Here is a 26,396-nt window from a genome sequence, read left to right on the forward strand (position 1 = left end):
GTGAAACGGACGTGAAAGCAAGCCGAGGAAATCGCCTGAAAGCCGTGAAATCCGACCGGGCGGGCGTTAATAATCCTTAAAACGCGCCGAAAGACCGATGACCGGCGTGGCCGTGGAGGGGAGGATCTGATTCGGGGTTGTCTCGTTCCAGGCCAACCGGCGAATCGCCGTCCGGCCGGCCGGGGTCTTGCCCTCGGACAGTTGCCGTGCCAGCCAGCGGGTCAACTGCGGAGCCGCCAGAGATGTCCCCGAGGCGAGGGTGAAGCTGCCGCTGTCGCGACCGCACACGATCATGCCGGGGCTGTTTCTTGCGCGGTCCACAGGCACCATGCAATCGCCGGGCCTGATGTCGCCGCCAAGGCTGTCGGCATCCAGCAGCGCCGTATAGATTGCCGCATCGTTCCCCTGTCCGCAAACCGCCCCCGCCCGCAGCGGCCAGTCGCCTGTGGCATAGGTATTGATCGTATCCTGGCGGATCACCAGGGAAGGCCCGCCATTCTTGTCGTCGGAGGGGATCGGAAATCCCGACGGATCTTGGCTTCGATAGGGGGGGTCGTGAAACCAGCTTTGCCGGGCTCCCCGGCGGAACCCCCGGATCACCGCGTCGCGCTGCACGGACAGGTCATGGCGGGCGCCGGGCAAGCCCTTGGCGATCCCCACCCGCCATTCGCCGGGCGGCGCAAAGGGATCCCCCAGGCGTTCGGGACAGGTCGGCGTGGCGATCACCGCGATCCCGTCGCGCCATTTGCCGCCGCGGGTCTGCTGCGGCGTGTAATAAGCCCGCGCCAGGGGGATCCCGTCCGGGCCGCTCAGGATCGAGCATTGGCCAGGCTTCGTGAAGGCGGTCGTGGCAGGCCCCAGTCCCGGCACCGTCAGGGTGATCTGCAAACCGCCGCACGGGGGGTCGTTTTGGGGCGGACCCCAGATTTCGATGGCATTGATGGTCGTGTCGTCAGGGGGCAGGCGCCAGCCCACCGATTGGCCCGGCAGCAGGCGGGCACGCAGCCGGTCCTGCCGGTGATTGCCCGCTGGCAGCACGAAATGCACCGGACCCAGATCCGCAACCTGTTGCGCGGAAACGGCATCCATGAACCGTTCCAAAAGGCTGGATCCGTCGCGCGACCCGGCGGTCAGTCCAAGGCTGATGTTGATCACCACCGGCAGATGGGCCGGACCATGGCCCTGCCGTTCGATGAATCGGCACAGGCGCCTGGCGCGATTGATGATGAAAAGGATCCCGGCAAGGATCGGGACAGGCGCCAGGGCACCCGTCGAATCGGCCGTGATCCTGGGCGGCAGGCAGACCGCGATGACCGGATGGTTCCTCGCCCGGCGGCAGGACGGATCGAAACCGGCGGCCAGGGGCGCCACTGCCGCGCCATGTCCTGTCTCGAACGCGCCGGAGGGGGTGGCAGGACGGGTCATGTCCACCGCCCCCGTGTGGCGATAGATCGCATCCTCCCCGCCCGTGTCGCCGGCCAGCAGGGCAGACAGTTCAGCCCCCCGCCATTCCGCGCCGAATGGAAGGTCTGTGGTCCGGCCGGCCCGAGGCCTCGCGTCCTGCAGCCAGACCGCGGCCATGCGCGACAGGATGCCGGGCAGCGTGAACCGCTGATGAACAAAGGGGATCGCGTCGTCGATCACCCCGATGATGCAGCCGGTCTTTGGATCGGGCAGGGCGCCGGGGGACATCCAGGCCAGGGCCGGATTCCCGCAATCATCCTGGTCCCCTTTTGCAGGATGGGCGTTCAATGCATCGGACGACAGGAAGCCTTTGTGATCCTTCAGAAAATCCCGAAAGGCCCCCAGGATGTTCTCGGTCTCGATCATCTTTCGAACGTCCGGCAGATCAGATCGTGCAACGCCTCTTCAAGCTGCACCAACAGATCTGCATCGGCCCTTTGCCCGGGTGGTTCACCCGAGGAAACCTCGGTCCGATGCGCCTGCAGGTCATGATGGTAATGCAGATAGGACGACAGCCCGGGCTGAGACATATGAGCCGCGCAGGGTTCGGACCAGTGGACCGGGGGCGGGTCTTCCTTCATGACCACCGGTCCCCCCATTCCTTTGCCGCGCGCTGGCACAGCGATGTCCACAAGGGCGCCGGGCGTGCCGTGGTCGCGTCATCATTGAACCGGGTCGAGGGGTCCTGGTTCGTCACCATCTGGTTCAGGATGGCGTAATGAAAATCGCGGGGCGTCCCCGCACCCCCGTTGAACGCGGCGCCGTCGAAGGTCGCCGACCCCACCTGGCCGTTCGATCCGCGCGCCATCAGGTAACGCCCCAACTGGATGCCCAGCACCGCCCCTGCCGCGCTGTCGATGGGGAAATGCACCCCCGCAACCGTCCGGTTGATCGCGATGCGGCAGGCCAGGCGATAGATCTGGCTGTCGCTGACCACCTTGGCTGCCCGGTCATCCAGAAGCGACAGCATCGTCGCCAGGGTGAACATCTGCGTCGCATGGCCGCTGGGCAGCGTGGGATGGGCCGGTTCGGAGATCATCGGCTGGATACGGTCGCTGAACTGGTTGGGCCGGGGGCAGCCAAGCGCCAGCTTGACCCGCATCACCACGGGCGTGACCAGGGCCAGCCCCACTTCCAGCATCTCGGCCAGGGCCGGGTTGCGGACAGGGTCAAGGGGCAAGATGCTGGCCAGGAAGGGGATCAGGTATTGCTGCTGGGCCAGGATCTCGGCCATGCGATCGGACCGCAGTTCGGCATAGTTGACAACCAGGGGCGCGGCGTTGGCGAAATCCGCGACATCCGGACGGGTGATCTTGGCAAGGGGGACATATGCGACCGCCCCGCCATCGGCCAGGCGCCGCTCCACGGCAATCGCTTGCGATGTATCCTGCGTCGGGCTGTAATCCTCGGCGACGAAGGCAAGGTCTTCCAGCAACTCGGACATCAGGACGGCATTGCGATAGTCACGCGGCAAGCGGCACAACCGGTCGGCGATGTTCAACCTGCTTGGCTCAGTCTGCGGAAGGGCGATGGTTTCCGTGCCGACAATGGCATCGCGAGATCGCATCAGGGCGGCGGCAAGCAGGCCGTCATGGGCGGATCCGCCTGCGCCCTGGCCCTGTTGTCCCTGCTGGCCTTGTTGCCCTTGCTGGCCCTGCTGGCCTTGTTGACCTTGTTGCAAGGACATGGCGCAACCTCATGAACCGACGTGAATCGAAAACACTGTATCTTTGCCGTAAGGGAAAGCGTAACAACGACCCTGGATTTCTCCTAAGCATTTTTGTGCATGCAACCGCTTACGCTTCGCCTCATGGGGCCGGTTGATCTGATCGGCCCAGGAAACCTGCGCCTGACGCCGCGCGGGATGCGCGCGCGCGGAGGCCTTGCAGTAATGGGCAGCGCGACGGCCATGCGCGTGCTGCGCGCGAGACTGCAGGATCTTCTGTTCAGCACGCGCGATCCCGATCATGCCAATGCAAGCTTGCGCCAGGTGCTGCGCGAAATCCGCATCACCTTGGGCGATTACCGCGAGGCCCTGGTCAGCGGGCCGGGATGGGTGGGCCTGGACGGCCGCATCGTCCGGGTGGACATGACGGCCCGGCCCGGGCCGGATGGGCAGATGCCGGAATTTGCGTCCGACCTGGATATCGACGATCCGGAGTTCGAAGACTGGCTGCGCGACGCCCGGATGCATGCTGAACAGGCGGTCACGCCCTCCGCGCCCGAAGCGCCGGTTTTGCCGGTCCTGCTGACGGCTGATCCTGTGACAAACGATCCCGAAAGCGGTGTCATTGCCGCCATGGTGATCGGCGAGGCTGCGGGCCGGGTCTGCGATCTGGTACCTATGATCACCATGCCCGACCGCGCCGATCCCGGCCAGACCGCAATCGTCCTGTCCGCAATGGCCAAGCGGATGGGCGCGGGGACACACCTGCTGGTCAAGCTGAGCCATCGGCCCAGCGACCGGCTGTTCTGGTCCCACAAGTTCGTGCTGGATGCGGACAACCTGACCCCTTCGATGAACGATTGCACGGCCCAGATCTGCGTGGGAATCCTGCGCGTGCTGGAAGCCCTTCGTACGATCGATGCCGCACTTGGCGTGTCCCTTACCGATGTCTTCAGCTATAACGAGGCGCGCCTGCACCGCGCCGAGCAAGCGCTGGCGGGAATGGACGGAAAGATCAATGCGTCCCTGACCTTGGCGTTGCGGGCCTGGGTGCTGATCACGCAGGTTGTTGAACGCCTGGTTCGCGATCCCAAAGTCAGCATCCAGGAAGCACAGGAACTTGCCCTGAAGGCACGCGAGGCCGATCCCTACAGCGCCACTGCGCTTGCTGTGGGTTCGGTGATCGAGGGACATCTGAACCATGGCCAAGTCAGCTTCTGGCTGGCCCAGCAGGCCGTGCAGATGGATGCACGCAATTTCCTGGCGCGATTTGCCTATTCCCAGGCGCTGACCGAAGTGGGTCGCCACAAGGAGGCGTATCGCGAAGCGCAGGCGGGGCTGGCCGAGGCGCTGCCGGTCCTGAACCCCGCCACCTTGCAGATGCGCCTGGGTATCGCACTGACGCGACTTGGCCGCTTCGACGAGGCCGAACAGCGGTTCGAGACGGTTCAGCAGTTCGCCCCGGAAAATCGTCCCTCGCTGCGGTTCCTTGCGGCCCTGCGGTACCACCGCCATGACGAGGCAGGCGCGCTGGCGGCGCTGGAATCCCTGCGCAGGGTCGAGCCTGGCTTTACCCTGGATCTGATGCGCAGCGACGGCTATCCGGTCGCCACCCTACGCCAGGGAGGATTGCTGGGCGTCACCCGGTCGGGACTGATCTAGCGGCCCTCGTCGGCCAGGATCCTTTCCGCTTCCTCGACCATCGGGTTCCAGTCGAACCGCGCGACGATGATGCCATGGTCGTTGTATCCAAGGCGCTTGCGGTCGGCATCCGTTGCGGTCAGGTGATCGTTAAGAACCCGCATTTCCCTGAACGACCATGAACGGATCGCCGAATGGTCGTAAAAGGAATCCGACACCAGGATGTGATCCAGCGATTCCATCTGGTTCTGGAAAACATAGGTGTAATACACGTGCCGGAACGACCGGAGCTGTTGCAGCTTTTCGACCGTGTAAAGGCCCGTGTCCGACTTGTTTCCCGCCGTGCTTTTGGCAAAGAACCGATATCCCGGATTCCCCGTCAGCAATTCGGTCGAGACCGAGGTGGTGGCATCGTTCAGATCGCCAAGGACCACCACCGGCTTGTCGTTCCTGCGCATTTCGTCGTTCAGGATGGCGCGGAAGGCCCCGGCCTCGACCATGCGGCGGACATGGGACACCACGGTCTGCGCGATGAACTTGTGTCGCCGCAGCACCGGATTGTCATCGTCGGCGCGCAGGGATGTCGGCCCCTTGGATTTCAGATGGGCGACAAAGACCGTGATGTCGGGCGTCCCGTCGGCCTTGTTCACCAGAACCCGCAGCAGGGGACGAGAGAACTTGCGGATCGTGACGCTGACCGATTCCTCGGCGTCGCGGGATTCCTGCAGGTCGGTGAAGCGCGCATCCTCGGGCAGGTCCGCGATCCATTCGGGCGGGCCTTGCAGCATCCCCTTGCGCACCGCAAGCGCCACCTGGATGCCGGGCGGTTCGGTGGTTCGGGCCACCAGGTCATAGCGGCCCTTCAGCGCCGGACGCTCAAAGATCTCGGCCAAAGCCCTTGCATCCCAGCATTCCTGGAAACCGATGATATCGGCGTCGATATCGTCCAGGATCCGTTCGGAAAAGGCGATCTTCGCGTCGTATTGAGCATCAGACCAGCCGTCGTCGTCATAGATCGGCTGGCCCGGCAGGTTGAGGTTCAACAGGTTGAAATTGGCGATGCTGATGTCTTTGCGGGCCATTGCGACACCTGTTCGATCAAAGGAATACCCCGATCATAGCACGAATGGCGGCCGCAGGATCCGTGCTTGCACGCACCATCGGCCGTTGCGGTGCGTGCAAAGCACGCACCCTAGGCCATCCCGGCGCGCATTTCCCCATGCAGCCTTGGCCCCGCAACGATCATTCCGTCCACCGTGGCGCGCGGGCTGTTGAAGCGCATGGGATAGCCATGCCGGTCAGTCGCCAGTGCGCCCGCGCGCTGCGCAATCAGGCTGCCTGCGGCGATGTCCCATTCCCAGACATGGCGCACCGACAGGGCGGCGTCGAACCGTCCCTCGGCCACCAGGCACAGCCGCCATGCGAGCGAGGGGCGGAATTCGCGGCGAAAGGGCGGGGTCTGGCCGTTCTTCCAGTATTCGGGGTCGGTCGCGGATTTATAGGTCAGCACGCGCGCGCCGTTGATGCCCGCCACGCTGGGGCGGATCGGCTGACCGTTCAGCAGCGCCGGACCATCCGCATGGGCGGCGAAGGTCAGATCCATCGCGGGCAGATGCACGACCGCCGCGATGATCCGGTCCCCTTCGGCAATTGCCAGCGAATGGGCGAAACCGGCCTGACCGGCGATAAAGGCACGGGTGCCGTCGATGGGGTCGATGATGAAGCAGTGGCGCGCATCCAGGCGGGATGCATCGGCCTCGCTTTCCTCGGACAGCCAGCCGTAGTCGGGCCGCGCGCCCGTCAGCATCGTTTGCAGGGCGTCGTTGACGGCCAGGTCGGCCTCGGTCACGGGACCGGCGTCGTCGGGCTTGTCCCAGGCCTTCGGTTCGGCCTTCCAGAAGGACAAGGCGATCGGCCCCACCTGCCGGGCGGCCCTGACCAGCAGGGCCAGGTCGTCCTCAGGCCCCGGCAACGGTCATCCCCCGGACCAGCAGGCTGGGCACCTCGGCCCCGCGCCAGGGCAGGGCGTCGTTCGCCGCCTCCAGCGTCATCAGCATGTCGCGCAGATTACCCGCGATGGTGCATTCGTTGACCGGCCAGGCGATGCGGCCCCCCTCCACCCAAAACCCCGCGGCGCCCCGCGAATAATCGCCGGTCGTCCCGTTGATCGACGCCCCCAGCATCGAGGTGACGACCAGTCCCGTCTCCATCCGGGCGATCAGGTCGTCCTGTGTCGCCGTTCCAGGCGTCAGGATCACGTTGCTGTTGGTGGGCGAGGGCGCCGACGACATGCCGCGTGCGGCCGACGCCGTGCTGTCCATGCCCAGTTTGCGGGCCGTTGCAAGATCCAGCGTCCAGCCTTGCAGCACGCCGTCTTCCACGATCTTGCGGGCCTTGGTCGCCAAGCCTTCCGCATCGAAGGGGCGGGATGAAGGATAGCGGGGACGCAGCGGATCCTCGGTCAGGTCGAAACCTTCGGGCAGGACCGGCTGGCCCAGATCCTTGCGCAGCCAGCTTGCGCCGCGCGCGATGGCCGCGCCATTCACCGCCGACAGCAGGTGCCCGATCAGCGACGATGCGACCCGGCGGTCATACAGGATCGGAAAGGCCCCTGTCGGTGGCTTTCGTGACCCGGCGCGTGCCAGCGTGCGTTCCGCGGCCAAGCGGCCGATGTCTTCGGGTGCGGGCAGGTCGGCGGCCCAAACGCGCGATTCTCCGGCATAATCGCGTTCCATCCCCAAGCCTTCGCCGGTGATGGCGACGGTGGAAATGGCATGGGTCGTGCGCCCGTATCCACCCGAGAACCCGTTCGAGGCCGCAAGCCACAGGAACCGGCGGCTGAATCCGGCATTGGCAGATTCGACCTGGGAAATGCCCGGCATATCCCGCGCCGCGGCCTCGGCCCGCAGGGCCATGTCCTGCAGCGCGTCGGGGGTGGGGTCGGGCTGGTCGTCGGCAATCTGCAAATCGCCCGCATCGCGGTGGCGGGCCAGTTGGCCCGGATGGGCGAGGCCCAGCAAATCATCGACCGGCGCCTCTCGGGCCATGGCCACCGCGCGTTCGGCCATTTCCGCAAGGGTGGCCGGGCTGTGGTCCGAGGCCGAGACGCTGGCCTGCCGGCCGCCCAGCAGCACGCGCAGGCCGATTTCCACCCCCTCGGCCCGGTCGGCCTGTTCCAGGGTGCCGCCGCGCATGTCGATGCTGATGGACTGCCCGCTGCTGGTCAGCGCGTCGGCCCCATCCGCGCCCGCGCGCAGCGCCGCATCGACCAGCTGTTCGGCCAGCGACTGCAAATCCACGGGTGCCATCGCGTTTCTCCTTTGGTGCGAACGAAAAGGCCGGGACCGTGGCCCCGGCCCCTGTTCCTGCAGGGGTGCCTTACTTGACCTGCTGGCCGTTGGCAAAGATTTGCCCGCCTTCGCGGAACTCAATTTCCGAGGTGAGCTGGTCGGGATTGCCCTCGGCCGGTTTGGCGAACATCGCCATCATCATGCGCATTCCCATCATCTGTTCCTGCGGCACCAGTCCCATGGCGACCAGCTTGTCCATCAAGCCGTTCACGCCTTCGAAGGTGCCGTTCAGCGTGCCTACCGGTTCGTTCGGATTGTCGCCGAATTCTAGGGCGCCGGTGATGTCGGCCTTGGCGCCCACCGCGTCCAGGGCGATCCTGTTGACGGTCAGCGTTTCGGGAAGGAAGGGGCTTTCCGAGACTGGCATCCCGTCGGCATCCGTCTGCGGCTGGCCCATGGCCGGGTCGAACAGATCCTGGGTGACGACCACATCGCCGGACAGATCGACGATCAGGCTGGCGGGGTCGCGGGGCAACTGGCTGGTCGGATCGAACAGGTTCCAGATCGCATCCGCAAAGGTCAGCCCTTCAAGCGCATAGGCCAGCTTGAAGGGTTGCGCCGCATCGCCCTTGGTCACGGGGATCAGCATCTCGCCCGAAATCTGATCCAACGCATAGCTGATCGGAAAGGGCAGGGTGCTGATGGTCATTTCGGCCTTGGCATCGGCGGTCGTGGCCTTGTAGCCCAAGCCCCCGCCCGACATCTGGAAGGCGATGTCGCTGGCCCCGGTCGCGAAGCTGCCGGTGCCGGTCTGGTCCTGCCCGTTCTCGTCGCGGCCCGCGACATCGAAGCTGCCTTCCAGGGTGTCATAGGTCACGGTCGTGTCCAGGGTCAGGCCCGCCGCCAGGGCCTGGGCCATCTGGCTGCCCAGGTCAAAGGCCTGGCCGGGGGTCTTGCCCGTGCCCTGGCTGGCCAGATTGGTCAAGGCAAGCTGGAAATCCAGCGTGCCGCCCTCTGCATCCGCATCCTCGGCAGGCATCTGGGCCACGATCTGCATCGCCGCCTGGGCGGCCTTCAGGTCGAAGCTAGAGGTCATGCCCCCGTCCGACGCCACATTGCGCTGCGATCCGGCCAGGCCGGTCACGGTGCCCGTGACGGGGATCGTCGCATCCTGTCCCGGTTCCGTCGGCAGCGTGAAATCGAAGGCCAGCGTGGGATAGCTGTATTCGTACAGCATATCCTCGGGCGTGCCGGACACCACCATCTCGTTGCCGGGCACCTTGATCGTGCCGGTCATGGTCATGTCGACCGTTTCCGCAGGGGCGGGTTCCGAAGGGGCCTCGGCACCTGCATCGGGCGCATCCTCGGGCAGGTCTTCGGTGGGGGCAGGGACGGTGAACCGGCTGTTCAGGGCCACGTCGCCCTCGACCACGACGCGGACGCGGGCATCGCCGGTTTCCTGAAAGGTCATCTTGGGAAAGGTGACGGAACTGTTGTCGGTCTCGCCGGCCATGGTGAAGACGGCGTCGGTCACGATCAGGGTATTGCCCGCATCCTCGACCGTGCCGGTGACCTGATAGCCGTAATCGGCGCTGTAGTCTTGCAGGTTTTGCCAGACTTGGGCCGGGGTGACATCTGCCAGGGCGGATCCCGCCCCCAGGGTCAGCGCAAGGACTGATGTTGCAAGGGGGCGGACCATGCCTGATACCTTTCGGAAAATCGTTGCTTGCAGGATTTGTCGCACAGCGGCCCGCCCGCGCCAAGGGAGCAATCGCGTGATCCGTTTCGTGAACCAGGACGGCCTGGCCATTGTCACCATCGACCGTCCCGGCAAGGCCAATTCGCTGACCGGCCAGATGCTGCGCGACCTGACGGCGGCCTTTGACCGGATCGCGGACAGCGATTGCCGGGCCGCCGTGCTGACCGGGGCGGGCACGGTCTTTTCCGCAGGGGCCGACCTGGAGGAGGCCCGGGCGGGCCTTGCCACCTCGCCCGAATGGGAATGCCTGTCGGGCCGCATCGCCGCCCTTCCCTGCCTGACAGTCGCAGCGCTGAACGGCACGCTGGCCGGCGGCGCCTTTGGCATGGCCCTGGCCTGCGACCTGCGCATCGCCGTGCAGGATGCGCGGTTCTTTTATCCGGTGATGCGCCTGGGATTTCTGCCCCAACCTTCGGATCCCCCGCGGTTGTCGGCTCTGGTCGGGCCTGCGCGGGCCAGGATGATCCTGATGGCGGGCCAGCGGATCGACGCCCAGGAAGCCCTGGCCTGGGGCCTGATCGACCGCATCGCCGCGCCGGGCGGCCTGATGGAGGCAGCCCGCGCCTTGGCGGCCGATGCCCTTGGTGCCGCGCCGGGCCATGTCGCCGCGATCAAGGCGATGATCTGACGGGCCGGGCTGCGGAACATTGTCCTGCCTTGGCCGTTTCCCAGCACCTGTTGTCCCGGACGCTTTCCGGCAGGCGCTTGCGCGGACCGCACGCCCGGCGCATCATGAAGGCCATGAAGATAAAGGAGTTTTCCATGCGCAGCATTATCCTGTCCGCTGTCCTTGCCGCCACCATCGCCCTGCCCGTCGCCGCCGACACGATCCGCGTCGGGATGTCTGGCGGGTATTTCCCCTTTACCTTCACCCGCGCCGACGAATTGCAGGGCTTCGAGGTGGACCTGATGAACGCGGTGGGCGAGATCACCGGCGATGACATCGAATTCGTCACCATGTCCTTTTCCGGCCTGATCGGCGCGCTGGAATCGGGCCGCATCGACACGATCGCCAACCAGATCACCATTACCCCGGAACGACAGGCAAAATTCGCCTTCACCCAGCCATATGTCTATGACGGCGCACAGGTGGTGGTGAAGGCCGGAAACGAAGGCGACATCACTGGCCCGGAAAGCCTGAAGGGCAAGTCGGTCGCCGTGAACCTGGGATCGAACTACGAGGAACTGCTGCACGCGCTGCCCTATGCCTCGGAAATCGACATCCGCACATACGAATCCAACATCGAACAGGACACCGCCCTGGGCCGGGTCGATGCCTTTGTGATGGACCGGGTGTCGTCGGCCCAGGTGATCAAGGAAAGCCCGCTGCCCCTGGCCCTGGCAGGCCAGCCCTTCAGCGAGATCCAGAACGCGCTGCCCTTCCGCAACGACGAGGCCGGGCTGGCCCTGCGCGACAAGGTCGATGGGGCGATCACGCAGCTCAAGGAAAACGGCCAGCTTGCCGAGATCTCGCAGAAATGGCTGGATGCCGACGTGACAAAGCCCCTGGCCGCCGCTGAATGAGGGGGCTGGACACCGCCTATATGTGGGATCTGGTTCCGATCATCCTCGGCTATGTCCCTCTGACCTTGGGCATGGCGCTGATCGCGATGATGGCGGCGCTGATCCTGGCGGCGGCTCTTGCCATTGTGCGCGTGTTGCGCGTGCCGGTGGCGGACAGCATCGTGGCGGTGTTCATCAGCTTCTTTCGCGGCACGCCGCTGCTGGTGCAGTTGTTCCTGTTCTATTACGGCCTGCCGCAACTGGTCCCGGCGCTGACCAGCATTGACGGGGTCACGGCGGCGGTGATCGGCCTGACGCTGCATTTCGCGGCCTATATGGCCGAAAGCATCCGTGGCGCGATCCTTGGCGTGGACCGCAGCCAGTGGGAAGCCGCGCAGTCGATCGGCATGACCCCCGGCCAAGTGCTGCGCCGTATCGTCCTGCCGCAGGCGTCGCGGGTGGCCGCGCCCACGTTGATGAACTACTTCATCGACCTGATCAAAAGCACCTCGCTGGCCTTCACCCTTGGCGTGACCGAGATGATGGGCGCCACGCAAAAGGAAGCGGCGGGCAGTTTCCTGTATCTGGAAGCCTTCCTTGTGGTCGCGGTGATCTATTGGATCATGGTCGAGGTTCTGTCGGTCGGGCAACGCTGGATGGAACGGCATCTGGGAAAGGCTGTGGCGCGATGAAGTGCGAAATCGACATCGCGGGCCTGGTCAAGCGCTTCGGCGCGAACACGGTCCTTGACGGCATCGACCTGTGCCTGAAACCGGGCGAACGCGTGGCGATCATCGGCCCGTCGGGAACGGGCAAATCGACGCTGCTGCGCTGCCTGAACTGGCTGGACGCGCCCGATGCCGGACGGATCACGGTGGGCGATCTGTCGGTCGATGCTGCGCGCGCCACGCGAACCGAGATCCTGGCCTTGCGGCGCAGGACGGGTTTCGTGTTCCAGAACTATGCGCTGTTCGCCAACAAGACCGCGCGCCAGAACCTTATGGAAGGGCTGACCACCGTGCGCGGCTGGCCCAAGGCCAAGGCCGCGGCGCGGGCCGACGAGATCCTGGCCCAGATCGGGCTGGCCGACCGGGGCGACAGCTATCCCTCGGCCATGTCGGGGGGCCAGCAGCAGCGCGTGGGCATCGGCCGGGCCATGGCGTTGGACGCCGACCTGCTGCTGTTCGACGAACCGACCAGTGCGCTTGATCCCGAATGGGTCGGAGAGGTGCTGGATCTGATCCGCAGCATCGCCGACGGACGGCAAACCATGCTGATCGTCACGCACGAGATGCAGTTCGCCCGCGAAATCGCCGACCGGATCGTCTTCATGGAAGGCGGGCGGATCGTCGAGCAAGGACCGCCTGCGCAGATTTTCGGCGATCCGCAGGACGACCGCACGCGCGCCTTTCTGCGCCGCGTGGTCTGAAAGGACGTAAATCCCTCTCGCGGGTCAAGTTTGAAAGATACACGGCGGACGGTGCAGATTATCCATAGTAGAGTCGCAGACTGTTGCCATGACTGGATACGCCCCCTGCATGGACCGCATTTCCGCGGCTGAACACCAAGGCGGTCCACGCCGTGAAGGCCTTCCGGATCGGGCTTGTGGTCCTGGCCTTTCAGGTGGTTCAGCGCAGCCCGGCCGTCTGGTAATAGACATCCACGTTGCGTGCCATGTCATAGCCGATGCCCGATGCGATGATGCAGCTGGTATCGTCGGGGCGCGGGGCGACCAGGGTCCAGGTGCCCATCTGGTCCGAGGCCCACAACTCGGTTGCGGCATGGCCGTCGCCCGGCACCGGGGCCTCGTTGAAATCGTCCTGCAGGGTTTGGTGAATCTCGGAATCCGCCGCACAATAGGGCTGGTCGCCCACGGCCATGTCGGATGTGGGCAGATCCTGGGCTTGTTCCAGCAGCGTGGCGGTCTCGACGCCCGCCATGGCGGGCCAAGCCTGGACCGGCTGGTCGGGGCGGGTGGCAGACAGGGCGGGCATGGCCATCAAGGCCGCGACGCTGCCAGCCATCCCGACGCGGGCGATGCGGGTTGCGATGCGGGTCATGGTTTCTGCCTTTCGTTCAGTATTTGCTGGAGGAAAACGTGCCATCATCGCCATGGGTTCCACCCTTTGCCGTGACGCGGCGTTGCGCCGCCCCTGGAAACCGGGCAATTCTGTCGGGGAATGAAGGACTAAGGCGACAGGAAGGACGGTCACCGAATGGCGATACTTCTGGGCGATGTGGGGGGCACGAACGCCCGATTGGCGATCGCGCGCAATGGCAGCATCGACCGGGACACGGTGACGCGCTTTCGCGGCGACGACTACCTGACCTTTGACGACGTGGTGCGGCAGTTCCTGCAGGAACAGGACCAGCCGCGCATCAGCGCCGTCTGTGTGGCGGTGGCGGGGCCTGTCAGCGGAGGACGGGCGCGATTGACCAATCGGAACTGGGATTTCGACCAGGACCGGCTGGCCCGGCTGACCGATGCCGATCATGTCCGGCTGATCAACGACCTGACCGCGATGGGATATGCCACACCGGTCCTGGGGGGCGACGGGCTGGCCACGCTGCGCCTTGCACCTGCGGACCGGGCGCGCAACGGACAAGCCCTGGTCGTGAACCTGGGCACCGGCTTCAACGTCTGCGCGGTGCGCAGCCTGCCCGGCGGCTCCATCACCGCGATGGAGGCCGAGGAAGGCCACACCAACCTGCCCGTCAACATCCATCAGCGGTTGCTGGAGGCCGTGGGTCCAGAGGCCATCAAGGGCTTCATCTCGACCGAGGAGGCCTTTGCCGGGCGCGGGCTGTCGCGCCTGCACGCGGCCCTGACCGGCACCGCCCCCGTGCGCAGCGAACAGATCGACGCGGCAGCCGATGCGGGCGACCCGGCGGCCAATGCGACCTATGACCTGTTCACTGAATTGGTCGGATTGCTGTGCCGGGAACTGGCGCTGCGCTTCATGCCGCTGGAAGGGCTGTTCCTGGCAGGCAGCGTCGGCCGCAGCATCGCCGACCGGATGGATCTGTTCGAGAAGTCCTTCCTGGCCGAGCCTTACATGCGCCACATCCCTGAAAACACGCCGATCTTCCTGATCCGGGACGACATGGCCGCGCTGCATGGCTGCCTGGCCGCGCTGTCCTGACCGCAACAGATCACGGAAAGCTGACCGCCGGCGGTTTTTTGGCCCATGAATCGCTGGATTCGCCGGAACGATCCTGTTCAAATGCCCCAAAGCAAGAACACACGGGGCAGGAACAATGCGGGCATATCTGCGGGCGGTGCTGGTTGCCGCAGCCACGGCAGGCTTGGGCGGCGCGGTATGGGCGCAATCGTCCAACCCTTTTTCGGGGCTGTTCGGCGGCGACCAGGCCGAAGGCCCCGTGTCCCTGCGGTTCGAGGTTCAGGGCGACGACGATCTGGACCAGCGGCTGCGCAACAGCTCTCTGATCTCGGGCGCCCTGTCCGAGGGGCGCACCACCGGCCAGGACGTGCTGGCCGCGGCCCGGGGCGATTACGCGCGCATCCTGGGCAACCTGTATGACCAGGGCTATTATTCTGCGATCATCAACATCACCCTGGACGGGGTCGAGGCGGCGGAAATCGCGCCGCTCGACGCGCCCGACATCGTGCGCACGGTCGTGGTCAGCGTCCAGACCGGACCGCGCTTCCGCTTTTCCCGCGCGGCCATTGCCCCCGTGGCACCAGGAACGGAACTGCCCGACGAATACCGGCAAGGAGAGGTCGCGGGCACCGGCACGATCCGGGGCGCGGCGCGTGCGGGCGTGGAAGGCTGGCGTGAGGTGGGCCATGCCAAGGCCGAGGTCGCGGGCCAGGAAATCACCGCCGATCACATCGCCAATGTCGTGGACAGCCGGATCGGCCTGGCCCCCGGCCCGGCCGTCACCTTTGGCCGGTTGAACATGCGCGGCTACGACCGCCTGGATCCCCGCCGCCTGCACAAGATCGCGGGCCTGCCCGAGGGCGAACGCTTCGACCCCGAGGAGGTCGAGGATGTGCGCAAGCGCCTGCGCCGGTCGGGGGTCTTTTCCGCCATCACGCTGGAAGAAGCGGAAACCCTGAACCCCGACGGCAGCATGGACATCAACCTGACCGTGGTCGAACAGAAACCCCGGCGCATCGGGGCGGGATTCGAGATCTCGTCCACCGACGGGGCGATGGTTTCGGCCTACTGGATGCACCGTAACCTGCTGGGCGGCGGCGAACGGCTGCGGATCGAGGGCGAGGTCAAGGACGTCGGATCCGACACCAGCGGCAAGGACGAACGGATCACCCTGCGCATCGACCGCCCGGCGACCGTCACGCCCGACACCACCGCTTATGTGCTGACAAGCCTGTCCCGGATGCGGGAAGAAGATTACGACGAGGATACGGGCAGCATCGCCCTGGGCTTCAACCACATCTTCAGCGACCGCTTCACCTTTGACACGGCGATCCAGTACCAGGTCTCGCGGGTTTATGACGAGGGCGGCGAGGAAACCGATTTCAAGACGCTGGCCTTTCCGACCAGTGTGATGTGGGACGCGCGCGACAATGAAAACAACGCCAAGCGCGGTTATTACCTGCAAGGCGACGCCACCCCCTTCAAGGGCTTCGACGGGACCGATACCGGGGTCCGCCTGTTGGGCGAAGGCCGCGCCTTTTATTCCCTGGGGGACGAGGATCGGTTCACCTTCGCAGGCCGCGCCCGCATTGGCAGCGTCCTGGGCAGCGAGATCGAGAACACGCCGCGCAATTACCTGTTCTTCTCGGGCGGCGGCGGCACCGTGCGCGGACAGCCCTACCAGTCGCTGGGGGTCGAGGAGATCACCGGTCCCAACGGTCCGATCAAGACCGGCGGGATGAGCGTGGCCAACCTGTCCGCCGAGGTCCGCTTTCAGGTGCGCGAACGCATCGGCGTCGTGGCATTCGCCGATTACGGCGAGGTTTGGGCGGAAGATGGCTGGAATGGCGGCAGCGAATGGCACTCGGGGGCGGGCATCGGCGTTAGGTACGACACGCCCATCGGGCCGCTGCGTTTCGACGTGGCCGGACCTACCGGGGGGGACACCGGCGAGGGCGTGCAACTGTATCTTGGACTGGGGCAGGCTTTCTGATGCGCAAGATCTGGCTGATCGTCTTTGCAATGCTGTTTCCGCTGTCGGTCATGGCGCAGACCGCCGCCGAGATTTCCCAGCAGGAAAGCGACGACCGGGGCTTTCTGACCCGGCTTCTGGAACGCAACCTGTCGGGTGCGGGCCGCGAGGTCGTGATCGACGGGTTCGAGGGTGCGCTGTCGTCCCGCGCGACCTTCGAGCGGATCAGCATCGCCGATGCGGACGGCGTCTGGCTGACACTGAACGACGGCGCAATCCAATGGAACCGGTCTGCCCTGCTGCGCGGCCGGATCGAAATCGCGGAACTGTCGGCCCGCGAGATCCTGCTGCCCCGCCTGCCCATGGGCGAAGAACAGGCCCCGACCGCCGAAGCGCGCGAATTCGAATTCGCCCTGCCTGAACTGCCGGTGGCGATTAACATCGAGCAGATCCGGGCCGAGCGAGTGGAACTGGGGGAACCCGTGATCGGCGTTGCCGCCGCGATTTCCCTGGCTGGCAGCATGAGCCTTGAAGGCGGCGAGGGCCAGGCCAAGCTGGCGATCCAGCGGCTGGATGGCCCGCGCGGCAGCTTCAACCTGGATGCGGGGTTTTCCAACCAAACGCAGGTTCTGCGCGTAAACCTGACGCTTGACGAGGCCGAGGACGGGCTGCTGGTCAACCTGATCGACCTTTACGACAAGCCATCCGTGGTGGCCGAGATCAGCGGCGAAGGCCAGATCAAGGACTTCGGCGTCGATATCAAGCTGGCGACCGATGGGTTGCCGCGGGTGACGGGCCGGGTCAGCGCATCGGGCGCCCCCGGCCCTGCCGGAACGCCCGGCACGAATTTCACGCTGCAATTGGGCGGCGACGTGGCCTCCTTGCTGGCGCCGGAAAACCGCGCCTTCTTCGGCAATGAGGTGCAGCTTCGCGCCGAAGGCTGGCGGGGCGACGATGGGCGGCTGGCCATCCCGACGCTGAATCTGGTGACGGAGGCGCTGTCGTTGGACGGATCGCTGGCCGTCAATGCCCAGGGCGCCCCCCAGAACGCCGAATTGCGGATCGCGCTTGGATCGGATGCGGGCGCGGCGCAGGTGCCGGTCCCCCTGCCCTTTGCGGGCGAAAACTCGACCGTCGAATCGGGGCGGCTGGAACTGCAATACGATGCGGCGGAAGGGCAGGGCTGGACGTTGAACGGGCGTATCGGCGCCTTGGATCTGGGCGATGTGCGACTGGGCGAGTTGCAACTGGACGGATCCGGCGCCGTGGTTCTGGACGGCGGCAGCCTGCAGTCGCTGAACGGCGCCATCCGTTTCGGGTCGCGGCAGATGGTCTTTGCCGATGCGGGCCTGGCCCAGGCCATCGGGTCCGAGATCACGGGCAGCACCCGCTTTGATTTCACCCCCGGCAACGTCGTGGAGTTTTCCGACCTGACGGTCAGTGGTCCCGACTATGGTCTTGACGGCCTGGTCCTGCTGTCGGGCCTGGGCAGCGGCTTTGTCCTGTCGGTCGATGCCGATGCCCGATACGAGGACTTGGCCCGCCTCTCGACCCTTGCGGGGCGGGATGTCCAGGGCCAGGCCCAGGCAAGCCTGCGCGGTTATTACCGCTTCCTGACCCGCAGCTTCGACATCGACGCCAGCGTGACCGGCACCGATATCGCGGTGGACCAGCCGCAGCTGGATCGGCTGCTGGAAGGCCAGTCCACGATCACCCTTGACGCCCGCCGCGATGAAACCGGGATCGAGATCGAGAGCCTGTCCGTCAACGCGCAGCGGCTGACAGCCCAAGCCCAGGGCTATGTCAACAGCCTGTCCAGCGATGTGACCGCGACGATCTCGATGCCTTCGTTGCAGGATGCGGATCCCGATTTCTCGGGCGCACTTCAGGCGGATGTCAAGCTGTCGGGGCCGTCCGGCGCCCGGCAACTGACCGTCAGCGGAGAAGCCGAGGATCTGCGCATCGACATGGAGGCACTGGACAACGCGCTTGCAGGCCAGACCACCCTGACCGTACTGGCGGCCGAGAAGCCCGATGGTTACGAGGTCGAGGTCTTCCGCCTGGCGAACCCCCAGATCCGCGCCGAAGGGCGGGGCAGCTTTGCCCAAGGCGCGCTTGACGCGACCGTCGATCTGTCGGTGCCCGACCTGTCGGCCATCCGCAGCGGCTGGACCGGCGGCTTCGATGCCATGGCGCGGCTGACCGAACAGGACGGGACACGCTTTGTCGACCTGACCGGATCGGGGCAGAACCTGTCCTTCGGAGTCCAGAACGCCGATGCTGCCCTGACCGGCACCACCCGCCTGCGCGTTCAGGCCGAGGAAAAGGACGGCACCGTCACCCTGCGCGACGTGGAACTGGTCAACGATCAGATGAACGCAACCGCGCAAGGTACCTATGGTCCCGGCGTCACGGATATTTCCGCCGATGTCGCAGTGGCCTCGCTTGCGCCATTCGGTCCCGGTTGGCGCGGCGCCCTGGATCTGACCGGCAGCTTTCGCGAGGCAGGCGACGGCGTCCGGCGGCTGGAGGTCACGGGCACCGGGCGCGACCTGGCCTTTGGCCAGGCCCAAGTCGATGGCGCGCTTGCGGGCGAAACCCGGCTGGCGGTCACCGGCACCGAGCAAAACGGCGTCTTCACCATCGAGCAGGCGCAGATCGACAACCCGCGCCTGAACGCCACGGCTGCTGGCACCCTGGGCGGCGAGCAGACCGACGTGTCGGCCCAGGTCAACGCGCAGGATTTGCGTTTCCTGGGCAATGGCATCAGTGGCGCGATGAACACGGATGCACGGCTGGTCCAGGACGGTGCGGTCCGCCGCATCACTGCGACCGGCTCGGCATCGGGCCTGTCGGTCGGTCAGCCGCGTGTCGATCCTCTGTTGCGGGGGCAGACCAGCTTTGACATCGCCGCGACGCAGGCAGAGGCCGGGATTTCGGTCCAGCGGCTGAATGTCCAGAACCCGCAACTTCAAATCCAGGCCGAAGGCGACACCGCCAGCGGCATGACCGTCACGGCCAGGCTGGCCGACCTGGGCCTGCTGCAGCCCGAATTCCCCGGCCCGGTGCAGGTGAACGGCAGCGTCCGCGAGGAGGGCGCGAATTTCGCCTTGGACCTGTCGGCCACGGCCCCCGGCAACACCCGGATGCAGGTCGCGGGCAGCGTGGCGCGCAACTTCTCGACCCTGGATCTGGCGATCAATGGCAACAGCGATGCCTCGATCGCCAATACCTTTATCCGCACCCGCAGCATCGAGGGGCCGTTGTCCTTTGATCTGGCGGTCAACGGCCCGCCTTCCTTGCAATCGGTCAGCGGGCGGGTGCAACTGACCGACGGCCGCATTTCCGACCCCGGCGTCGGCATCAGGCTGGAAGGGGTGAATGCCACCGCCGACTTGGCGGGCGGGCGGATCAACCTGGATGCGGATGCCGCCGTGGCCGCTGGCGGGCGCGTCAGCGTAACCGGGCCGATCGATCTGCAAGGCGGCACGCTGGATCTGGCGATCCTGCTGGACCGGGTCGTCGTGCGCGATCCCAACCTGTATGAAACCGAAATCAGCGGCAATCTGCGGATGTCGGGCCGCAATGCCGACGGTCCGCTGATTTCCGGCACCATCGATCTGGGCGAAACGGAAATCCGCATCCCCTCGACCGGGCTTGGCGGGGCAAAGGCGATCCCCGACATCAACCATGTCGGCGACACCCGGCCCGTCCGGTCCACCCGCGCCAAGGCGGGGCTGGAACCTTATCCCAGCGATGCATCCCGCGAGGCGGGCCTAGCCGGGCCGCCGTCCACTCCGCCATCGGCCCCGCCGCGGCTGGATTTGGTGATCAATGCCCCGAACCAAGTCTTCGTGCGGGGGCGTGGCGTGGACGCCGAACTGGGCGGGTCGCTGCGGGTCCAGGGCACCACGCGAAACGCCATTCCCATCGGCTTTCTGGAACTGATCCGGGGCCGGGTCGATCTGCTAGGCAGGCGCTTCGACCTGACCGAGGGGCTGGTCGAACTGCAAGGCAGCCTGATCCCGGTGATCCGGCTGGTGGCCGAAACCGAACAGGACGGCATCACCACCCGCGTCATCATCGACGGAGAGGTGCGCGACCCCGAGATCACCTTCGAATCCTCGCCCGAACTGCCCGAGGAGGAGGTCTTGTCCCAATTGCTGTTCGGTCAAGGGCTGGACAATATCAGTCCCTTGCAGGCAGCCCAGCTTGCAAATGCCATTGCCGTCCTGGCCGGGCGCGGGGGCGAGGGGATCATCGGCAACCTGCGCAACCAGGTGGGTTTGGATGATCTGGATCTGGCGACCGACGACGACGGCAATGTCCAGGTCCGGGCGGGCAAATACCTGTCCGACAATCTTTATACCGATGTCGCGGTGGGGGCGGACGGCAAAAGCAGCCTGAACCTGAACCTGGATGTGACAGAATCGCTGACCGCGCGCGGATCGGTGGGAACTGAAGGGGACAGCACCCTGGGGATCTATTTCGAACGGGATTACTAGGGCTGGACAGCGAAGTCCCGGTCTGCGCCTTCTGCGGCACCCGGGGCCTGCGCTGGAACAAGACCCAAGGACAGCCTGACGCGGGATTTCGGCAAGGCTGTAGAGCAGGTTATGTCCCGCTTTTTCTACCCATGCTACCAACACGGTGACGCCGGTTTAGGATAAGCCGGTGCCGCGGCCTGCATAGGGGGTGCCGTCTCGGGCGGCGTGGTTTGGAAAAAACCTGCCGGTGCAATCGCCTGATCGGCGGTATTCCGCATTTGACATTTCATAATCGATCTTTTTCTGAAAATGCACGTTATGGTTGAGGATTATCACTCTTCCAAGGCGTGTCCATGTCCTATGCCAATGCGAACGAACGCTATTTCGCCAGCCTGATCAATCAGTCCCGCAAGACCGATGGGCTGGCGGCCCTGACCCTGGAAAAGCGCCTGAACGACTCGGCCGATGCCCACAGCCGCTGGATGCTGGATACGGATGTGTTTTCCCATACGGGGCAGGGGGGGTCATCCTCGCGCCAGCGTATGGAAAAGGCGGGCTTCGATCTGGCCGGGGCATGGAGGACGGCAGAAAACATCGCCTATGTCAGCGTCCAGGGCGAAAGCGACCTGCGGGACGAGATTCGGGCACTGCACCAGAACCTGATGAATAGCCCCGGCCATTACGCCAATATCATGGGCAATTCGGCCTATGTCGGCATCGGGCTTCAGATTGGAACCATGACCGTCGGCGGCAAGGATTACCGGGTGCTGATGGCGACGCAGAACTTTGCCGATACCGATGGGCTGGTTCGGGTGGATACCGGAACGTTCCAACGTGTCGCGCAGCCTGCGGTGAGCGGCGCCATGCAGGTCCGCGCCGACTGGCTGGACGTCTTTAACGGAAAAGGCTTCGTCACGGCTGCCAGTGGCACGGCGTTGAACGACGATTACCGCTTGGGCGGCCATCATGACAGCGTATCCGCCGGGGCGGGCCATGACTGGATCGCAGGCGGCGGCGGCAATGACCGGCTGCTGGGCGAGGCAGGCGATGACCGATTGGTCGGGGATGTGGGGGCCGACGCGCTGAACGGCGGGACGGGCCATGACATGCTGCAAGGCGGCACCGCCAATGATACGCTGTCGGGCGAGGACGGCAATGATCGGCTGCGCGGTGACGCGGGCAACGACAGGCTGTGGGGCGGGACAGGATCCGATCGCCTGTTCGGGGGCGACGGGCGTGACAGACTGGCAGGGGATGCCGGCAATGACTGGCTGGCCGGGGATGCGCTGAACGACACCCTGTCAGGCGGCGACGGCAACAATACCTTGCATGGTGGCGCAGGAAACGACCTGCTGAACGGCGGTGCAGGGATAGATACCTTCCTGTTTGCGCCGGGCGGCGGATCCGACACGATCCAGTCCTATGAACAGGGGATAGACCGTTTGCTGATCCCCCAGGCCCGGCTGGATTCGAATCCTGCGGCCTTTAAGCGCGATCACATGGAAAAGACATCTGCTGGTGTGGTGATAGACCTTGGCGGAGGCGACCGCATCGTCGTGGCTGGCGCCACCCTGACGATCACCCAAATTGCGGATGATATTTTCGGATATTGAACGGCGGATCAACCCCAGGGTGTAAGATGACACGAAAATGCCCGCCAAAATAGGCGGGCACACTCGCTAAGCCATTGCAATAACGCAATTCTACTACCCGCACTCAACAAATCTTGGCGTGAGGGGTTCCTTGGTTTTCGTCAAATTCGACCGCTTGGTCAGGATTTTTGCTTCACATTCTTGCGCATTGACAAACCGGGTAGACCGGACATCACCTAGGCAGGGATGAGATCAGAACAGCGTGGCGCCCATGATCGTCGATCTTATCGGACCGGTGCGGGATATTACCAGCCGCCCTCCGGCGCGCCTTGCCTTGGGTAGGGGGCCGGCCAGCAGGGGTTGGTCGCCTGCGGCTTGACCGATGCACCGCTGCATCATGGTCATGGGTCCAAGCGGGGTGGGCAAGTCCACAGTGGCCGAAGGCATCGCCCGCCACCTGGACGCCGCCCTGATCGAGGGTGACGATTACCATCCCTCGGAAAATCGCGCCGCTATGGCGGCAGGACGCCCGCTGGACGACGCGATGCGCCGCCCTTGGCTTTTGGCGCTTGCCGAGGCGGTACGCCAATCGGCCAGGACGCGCGAGACCGTCTTCGCCTGCTCCGCCCTGCGCCGCAGTTATCGCGACCTGCTGCGCGACCGCATCGGGCCGCTGGTGCTGGTTTATCCCCATGCTCCGCGCGACCTGATCCTGTCGCGGATGAAGAACCGAAATCATTTCATGCCGCCTGCGCTTCTGGCGTCGCAGCTTGCCACGCTTGAAGAACCGGGAACGGACGAAGACCCCATCCGGCTGGACACCGCCCGCCCCCTGGATCAAGTGTTGGCTGCGGCCTTGGAACACCTATAGCCCTCTGCTGCGCCAGGGTTGCAGCGGATCAGCATCATACAGCCAGCACCGGGAAAACGTGCGTCACTGGTCCAGCCGGGACACAGGAATCCTGCGGCCTATGGCGCAGTGCTGGTGCCGGATGCCCTTGGCGATGCCGTCGGCCGGGATCGCCGGCTCAGCCTTGGGACAGGATCGCCTGGATCACCCGGTCTGCGGCATCTTCGGGGGACAGCGACGCCGTGTTGACGACCAGTTCGGCCTGTTCGGGGGCCTCATAGGGGCTGTCGATGCCGGTGAAGTTCTTCAGCTGGCCCGCCCGCGCCTTTTTATAAAGGCCCTTCACGTCACGCGCTTCGGCCACCTCCAGGGGGGTATCGACATAAACCTCGATGAACTCGCCCGCCGCCATCATGTCGCGCACCATCCGCCGTTCGGACCGGAAGGGCGAAATGAAGGCCGTCAGCACGATCAGTCCTGCGTCGGACATCAGTTTTGCAACCTCCCCCACGCGGCGGACGTTTTCGACGCGGTCGGCATCGGTGAAGCCCAGGTCGCGGTTCAGCCCGTGGCGCACGTTGTCGCCGTCCAGCAGGAAGGTATGCTTGCCCATCGCGTGCAGCTTGCGTTCGACGATATTGGCGATGGTCGATTTGCCCGACCCCGACAGGCCGGTGAACCAGACGACCTTGGCCCGCTGGTTCTTCTGGGCGGCATGGGCGTCGCGGTTGATGTCGGTCGATTGCCAGTGGATGTTCTGCGACCGGCGCAGCGCGAAATGCAGCATCCCGGCGGCGATGGTGGCATTGGTCATCCGGTCGATCAGGATAAAGCCGCCCAGGTCGGGGTTGTCGCCATAAGCCTCGAACGGGACGGGCCGGTCGGTCGAGATGTTGACCACGCCGATGGCATTCAGGCCCAGCGTCTTGCTGGCCAGATGCTCGGTCGTGTTGACGTTCACCTCGTATTTCGGCTCGGTGATGGTGGCGCTGACGGTCTGCGTCCCGATCTTGAGCAGATAGGGGCGGCCCGGCAGCATCTCGGCCTCGTCCATCCAGACCAGGGTTGCCTCGAACTGGTCTGCGACCTCGCAGGGCGCGTCGGCGCGCACGATCACATCGCCGCGCGAACAGTCGATCTCGTCGGCAAAGGTCAGGGTCACGGATTGGCCTGCGACGGCCTGGGTCAGGTCGCCGTCAAAGGTGGCGATGGACTTGACGGTCGTGGTCTTGCCCGAGGGCAGGACGCGGACCGGATCGCCCGGATGGACAAGGCCCGCGCTGATCTGGCCCGCAAAGCCGCGGAAATCCAGATGCGGGCGGTTCACCCATTGCACCGCCATGCGGAAGGGTGCGTCCTGCATCCGGGTGTCGCTGATCGGCGCGTCTTCCAGATGGCCCAGCAGGGTCGGGCCCTGGTACCAGGCCATTTCGGGGCTTTGCGTGACGATGTTGTCGCCCTTCAGGCCCGAAATCGGGATCGGCAGAAAGCTCTCCAAGCCGATCTGCTTGGCGAAGTGGCTGTAGTCACCGACGATTTCATAGAACCGCTCGGCCGAGTAGTCGACCAGGTCCATCTTGTTGACGGCCAGCACCACGTTGCGGATGCCCAGCAGGTTCACCAGATAGCTGTGCCGCCGCGTCTGGGTCAGCACGCCCTGGCGCGCGTCGATCAGAATTACCGCCAGATCGGCGGTGGATGCGCCGGTGACCATGTTGCGGGTGTATTGTTCATGGCCCGGGGTGTCGGCCACGATGAACTTGCGCTTGTCGGTGGCGAAGAAGCGATAGGCCACGTCAATGGTGATGCCCTGTTCGCGTTCGGCCGCCAATCCATCGACCAGCAGGGCAAAGTCGATGTCCCCGCCCTGGGTGCCCGATACCTTGCTGTCGTATTCCAGCGACGCCAGTTGATCCTCGAAGATCATCTTGCTGTCGTAAAGCAGCCGCCCGATCAGCGTCGATTTGCCGTCATCGACCGATCCGCAGGTGATGAAGCGCAGCATGGTCTTGTGCTGGTGCTTCACAAGATAGGCGTCGATGTCCTGAGCGATCAGGGCATCGGTGACATAGACGGGATCCTGGGCGTGCGCGGTCATCAGAAATACCCCTCTTGCTTCTTCTTCTCCATGGACGCTGCCTGGTCCTTGTCGATGGCGCGGCCCTGGCGTTCGGACGTGGTGGTCAGCAGCATTTCCTGGATCACCTCGGGCAGGGTGCGGGCATTGGATTCCACCGCCCCGGTCAAGGGATAGCAGCCCAGCGTGCGGAACCGGACCGAGCGCATCTGCGGCTGTTCCCCATCCTTCAGGGGCATACGGTCGTCATCGACCATGATCAGCAGCCCGTCGCGTTCCACGACCGGGCGTGGTTCGCTGAAATACAGCGGAACGATGTCGATATTCTCCAGGTGGATGTATTGCCAGATATCCAGTTCGGTCCAGTTCGACAGCGGGAACACCCGGATGGATTCGTCCTTGGCCTTGCGGGTGTTGAACAGCTTCCACAGTTCCGGCCGCTGGTTCTTGGGATCCCAGCGGTGGTTGGCAGAGCGGAAGGAAAAGATGCGTTCCTTGGCGCGCGATTTTTCCTCGTCCCGGCGCGCCCCGCCGAAGGCCACGTCGAAATTGTATTTCGTCAGCGCCTGCTTCAGCCCCTCGGTCTTCCACATATCGGTATGCAGGGGGCCGTGGTCAAAGGGGTTGATGCCTTGCGCCAATGCCTCGGGATTCTGGTGGACGATCAGGTCCATGCCTGCCGCCTTGGCCGCCTTGTCGCGCAGGTCGTACATCGCGCGGAATTTCCAGGTCGTGTCCACGTGCAGCAGCGGAAAGGGCGGGGGGGCCGGAAAAAAGGCCTTGCGCGCCAGATGCAGCATACAGGCCGAATCCTTGCCCACCGAATACAGCATCACCGGGTTTTCGGCGGTCGCCACAACCTCTCGCATGATATGGATGCTTTCGGCTTCCAGGCGTTGCAAATGCGTCAGGGTTGCCGGGGCGATCGGGGTATCTGATTGGCTGTTCATGGCATCGGCTTTCGGTTCGTCAC

20 protein-coding genes are annotated in these 26,396 nt (G+C 65.0%); 10 read left to right on the forward strand and 10 right to left on the reverse strand.

All coding sequences use genetic code 11. The annotated features are described in order from the left end of the window. Positions 1–66: 66 nt before the first annotated feature. The 3 genes from Q5701_RS02050 to Q5701_RS02060 are packed head-to-tail and all read right to left on the reverse strand — an operon-like array spanning position 67 to position 3,151. Entirely contained in the window at positions 67–1,830 is a 1,764-nt protein-coding gene (locus Q5701_RS02050) for a S8/S53 family peptidase (protein ID WP_306753493.1), read from the reverse strand. Beyond that, entirely contained in the window at positions 1,827–2,045 is a 219-nt protein-coding gene (locus tag Q5701_RS02055; protein WP_306753494.1) for a hypothetical protein, read from the reverse strand. The genes Q5701_RS02050 and Q5701_RS02055 overlap by 4 nt, the downstream gene beginning before the upstream one ends. Beyond that, positions 2,042–3,151, reverse strand: coding sequence for a phosphatase PAP2 family protein (locus tag Q5701_RS02060; RefSeq protein WP_306753495.1), 1,110 nt, complete (start codon positions 3,149–3,151; stop codon positions 2,042–2,044). Before Q5701_RS02060 ends, Q5701_RS02055 begins: the two co-directional genes overlap by 4 nt. Before the next feature lie 123 nt (positions 3,152–3,274). Here Q5701_RS02060 and Q5701_RS02065 point away from each other — a divergent pair, with 123 nt between their 5' ends. Beyond that, complete coding sequence (locus Q5701_RS02065; RefSeq protein WP_306753496.1) at positions 3,275–4,792, forward strand: SARP family transcriptional regulator; 1,518 nt, start codon at positions 3,275–3,277, stop codon at positions 4,790–4,792. Here the strand turns inward: Q5701_RS02065 and Q5701_RS02070 are convergent. The 4 genes from Q5701_RS02070 to Q5701_RS02085 form a co-directional block, all read right to left on the reverse strand. Then, positions 4,789–5,853, reverse strand: a complete 1,065-nt coding sequence (locus tag Q5701_RS02070; RefSeq protein ID WP_306753497.1) for an endonuclease/exonuclease/phosphatase family protein — start codon at positions 5,851–5,853, stop codon at positions 4,789–4,791. The two genes, Q5701_RS02065 and Q5701_RS02070, sit on opposite strands and share 4 nt — an antisense overlap. A 110-nt stretch (positions 5,854–5,963) precedes the next feature. Then, entirely contained in the window at positions 5,964–6,743 is a 780-nt protein-coding gene (locus Q5701_RS02075; protein WP_306753498.1) for an inositol monophosphatase family protein, read from the reverse strand. After that, positions 6,730–8,079: a TldD/PmbA family protein gene (locus Q5701_RS02080; RefSeq protein ID WP_306753499.1), complete on the reverse strand. Its 1,350-nt coding sequence runs from the start codon at positions 8,077–8,079 to the stop codon at positions 6,730–6,732. The genes Q5701_RS02075 and Q5701_RS02080 overlap by 14 nt, the downstream gene beginning before the upstream one ends. Before the next feature lie 70 nt (positions 8,080–8,149). Then, the gene (locus tag Q5701_RS02085; protein WP_306753500.1) at positions 8,150–9,760 is read right to left on the reverse strand and encodes a DUF2125 domain-containing protein; all 1,611 of its coding nucleotides are present in this window, start codon (positions 9,758–9,760) and stop codon (positions 8,150–8,152) included. Positions 9,761–9,836: 76 nt separating this feature from the next. Between Q5701_RS02085 and Q5701_RS02090 the strand changes: the two genes are divergently transcribed. From Q5701_RS02090 to Q5701_RS02105, 4 genes are all read left to right on the forward strand, one after another. Continuing rightward, complete coding sequence (locus Q5701_RS02090; protein ID WP_306753501.1) at positions 9,837–10,448, forward strand: enoyl-CoA hydratase/isomerase family protein; 612 nt, start codon at positions 9,837–9,839, stop codon at positions 10,446–10,448. Between the two features lie 134 nt (positions 10,449–10,582). Further along, positions 10,583–11,344, forward strand: coding sequence for an amino acid ABC transporter substrate-binding protein (locus Q5701_RS02095; RefSeq protein ID WP_306753502.1), 762 nt, complete (start codon positions 10,583–10,585; stop codon positions 11,342–11,344). Next, entirely contained in the window at positions 11,341–12,015 is a 675-nt protein-coding gene (locus Q5701_RS02100) for an amino acid ABC transporter permease (protein ID WP_234854459.1), read from the forward strand. The genes Q5701_RS02095 and Q5701_RS02100 overlap by 4 nt, the downstream gene beginning before the upstream one ends. Next, positions 12,012–12,752 (forward strand): amino acid ABC transporter ATP-binding protein, encoded by a 741-nt coding sequence (locus Q5701_RS02105; RefSeq protein WP_306753503.1) that lies wholly within the window; start codon positions 12,012–12,014, stop codon positions 12,750–12,752. The genes Q5701_RS02100 and Q5701_RS02105 overlap by 4 nt, the downstream gene beginning before the upstream one ends. Before the next feature lie 199 nt (positions 12,753–12,951). On the opposite strand, the gene Q5701_RS02110 is transcribed toward Q5701_RS02105, so the two are convergent. Further along, complete coding sequence (locus tag Q5701_RS02110) at positions 12,952–13,383, reverse strand: hypothetical protein (protein ID WP_306753504.1); 432 nt, start codon at positions 13,381–13,383, stop codon at positions 12,952–12,954. A 156-nt stretch (positions 13,384–13,539) separates the two neighbouring features. On the opposite strand from Q5701_RS02110, the gene Q5701_RS02115 reads away from it, so the two are divergent. From Q5701_RS02115 to Q5701_RS02135, 5 genes are all read left to right on the forward strand, one after another. Then, on the forward strand, positions 13,540–14,466 hold the full coding sequence (locus Q5701_RS02115; protein WP_306753505.1) for a glucokinase: 927 nt from the start codon (positions 13,540–13,542) through the stop codon (positions 14,464–14,466). 115 nt (positions 14,467–14,581) lie between these two features. Continuing rightward, positions 14,582–16,438: an autotransporter assembly complex protein TamA gene (locus tag Q5701_RS02120; protein WP_306753506.1), complete on the forward strand. Its 1,857-nt coding sequence runs from the start codon at positions 14,582–14,584 to the stop codon at positions 16,436–16,438. After that, on the forward strand, positions 16,438–20,922 hold the full coding sequence (locus Q5701_RS02125) for a translocation/assembly module TamB domain-containing protein (protein WP_306753507.1): 4,485 nt from the start codon (positions 16,438–16,440) through the stop codon (positions 20,920–20,922). Before Q5701_RS02120 ends, Q5701_RS02125 begins: the two co-directional genes overlap by 1 nt. Positions 20,923–21,257: 335 nt before the next feature. Continuing rightward, entirely contained in the window at positions 21,258–22,517 is a 1,260-nt protein-coding gene (locus Q5701_RS02130) for a CAP domain-containing protein (protein ID WP_306753508.1), read from the forward strand. 376 nt (positions 22,518–22,893) lie between these two features. After that, positions 22,894–23,367 (forward strand): gluconokinase, encoded by a 474-nt coding sequence (locus tag Q5701_RS02135; protein WP_306753509.1) that lies wholly within the window; start codon positions 22,894–22,896, stop codon positions 23,365–23,367. A 157-nt stretch (positions 23,368–23,524) separates the two neighbouring features. Here the strand turns inward: Q5701_RS02135 and cysN are convergent, their stop codons facing one another. After that, complete coding sequence (gene cysN / locus Q5701_RS02140; protein ID WP_306753510.1) at positions 23,525–25,444, reverse strand: sulfate adenylyltransferase subunit CysN; 1,920 nt, start codon at positions 25,442–25,444, stop codon at positions 23,525–23,527. Continuing rightward, positions 25,444–26,373 carry a sulfate adenylyltransferase subunit CysD gene (cysD, locus tag Q5701_RS02145; protein WP_306755510.1) on the reverse strand — a complete coding sequence of 310 codons (930 nt, stop codon included), beginning with the start codon at positions 26,371–26,373 and terminating at the stop codon, positions 25,444–25,446. Before cysD ends, cysN begins: the two co-directional genes overlap by 1 nt. Positions 26,374–26,396 lie beyond the last annotated feature (23 nt).

Source organism: Paracoccus actinidiae, assembly GCF_030863885.1.
Lineage (GTDB): Bacteria > Pseudomonadota > Alphaproteobacteria > Rhodobacterales > Rhodobacteraceae > Paracoccus > Paracoccus everestensis.

What these genes read in the sequence shown, in the direction of transcription:
- Q5701_RS02130 (WP_306753508.1), top strand. Translation starts at nt 21,258, where the DNA reads ATGTCCTATGCCAATGCGAACGAACGCTATTTCGCCAGCCTGATCAAT.
- Q5701_RS02115 (WP_306753505.1), top strand. Translation starts at nt 13,540, where the DNA reads ATGGCGATACTTCTGGGCGATGTGGGGGGCACGAACGCCCGATTGGCG.
- Q5701_RS02135 (WP_306753509.1), top strand. Translation starts at nt 22,894, where the DNA reads ATGGTCATGGGTCCAAGCGGGGTGGGCAAGTCCACAGTGGCCGAAGGC.
- Q5701_RS02095 (WP_306753502.1), top strand. Translation starts at nt 10,583, where the DNA reads ATGCGCAGCATTATCCTGTCCGCTGTCCTTGCCGCCACCATCGCCCTG.
- Q5701_RS02050 (WP_306753493.1), bottom strand. Translation starts at nt 1,830, where the DNA reads ATGATCGAGACCGAGAACATCCTGGGGGCCTTTCGGGATTTTCTGAAG.
- Q5701_RS02070 (WP_306753497.1), bottom strand. Translation starts at nt 5,853, where the DNA reads ATGGCCCGCAAAGACATCAGCATCGCCAATTTCAACCTGTTGAACCTC.
- Q5701_RS02080 (WP_306753499.1), bottom strand. Translation starts at nt 8,079, where the DNA reads ATGGCACCCGTGGATTTGCAGTCGCTGGCCGAACAGCTGGTCGATGCG.
- Q5701_RS02125 (WP_306753507.1), top strand. Translation starts at nt 16,438, where the DNA reads ATGCGCAAGATCTGGCTGATCGTCTTTGCAATGCTGTTTCCGCTGTCG.
- cysN (WP_306753510.1), bottom strand. Translation starts at nt 25,444, where the DNA reads ATGACCGCGCACGCCCAGGATCCCGTCTATGTCACCGATGCCCTGATC.
- Q5701_RS02120 (WP_306753506.1), top strand. Translation starts at nt 14,582, where the DNA reads ATGCGGGCATATCTGCGGGCGGTGCTGGTTGCCGCAGCCACGGCAGGC.
- Q5701_RS02105 (WP_306753503.1), top strand. Translation starts at nt 12,012, where the DNA reads ATGAAGTGCGAAATCGACATCGCGGGCCTGGTCAAGCGCTTCGGCGCG.
- Q5701_RS02055 (WP_306753494.1), bottom strand. Translation starts at nt 2,045, where the DNA reads ATGAAGGAAGACCCGCCCCCGGTCCACTGGTCCGAACCCTGCGCGGCT.
- Q5701_RS02100 (WP_234854459.1), top strand. Translation starts at nt 11,341, where the DNA reads ATGAGGGGGCTGGACACCGCCTATATGTGGGATCTGGTTCCGATCATC.
- Q5701_RS02065 (WP_306753496.1), top strand. Translation starts at nt 3,275, where the DNA reads ATGGGGCCGGTTGATCTGATCGGCCCAGGAAACCTGCGCCTGACGCCG.
- cysD (WP_306755510.1), bottom strand. Translation starts at nt 26,373, where the DNA reads ATGAACAGCCAATCAGATACCCCGATCGCCCCGGCAACCCTGACGCAT.
- Q5701_RS02085 (WP_306753500.1), bottom strand. Translation starts at nt 9,760, where the DNA reads ATGGTCCGCCCCCTTGCAACATCAGTCCTTGCGCTGACCCTGGGGGCG.
- Q5701_RS02060 (WP_306753495.1), bottom strand. Translation starts at nt 3,151, where the DNA reads ATGTCCTTGCAACAAGGTCAACAAGGCCAGCAGGGCCAGCAAGGGCAA.
- Q5701_RS02110 (WP_306753504.1), bottom strand. Translation starts at nt 13,383, where the DNA reads ATGACCCGCATCGCAACCCGCATCGCCCGCGTCGGGATGGCTGGCAGC.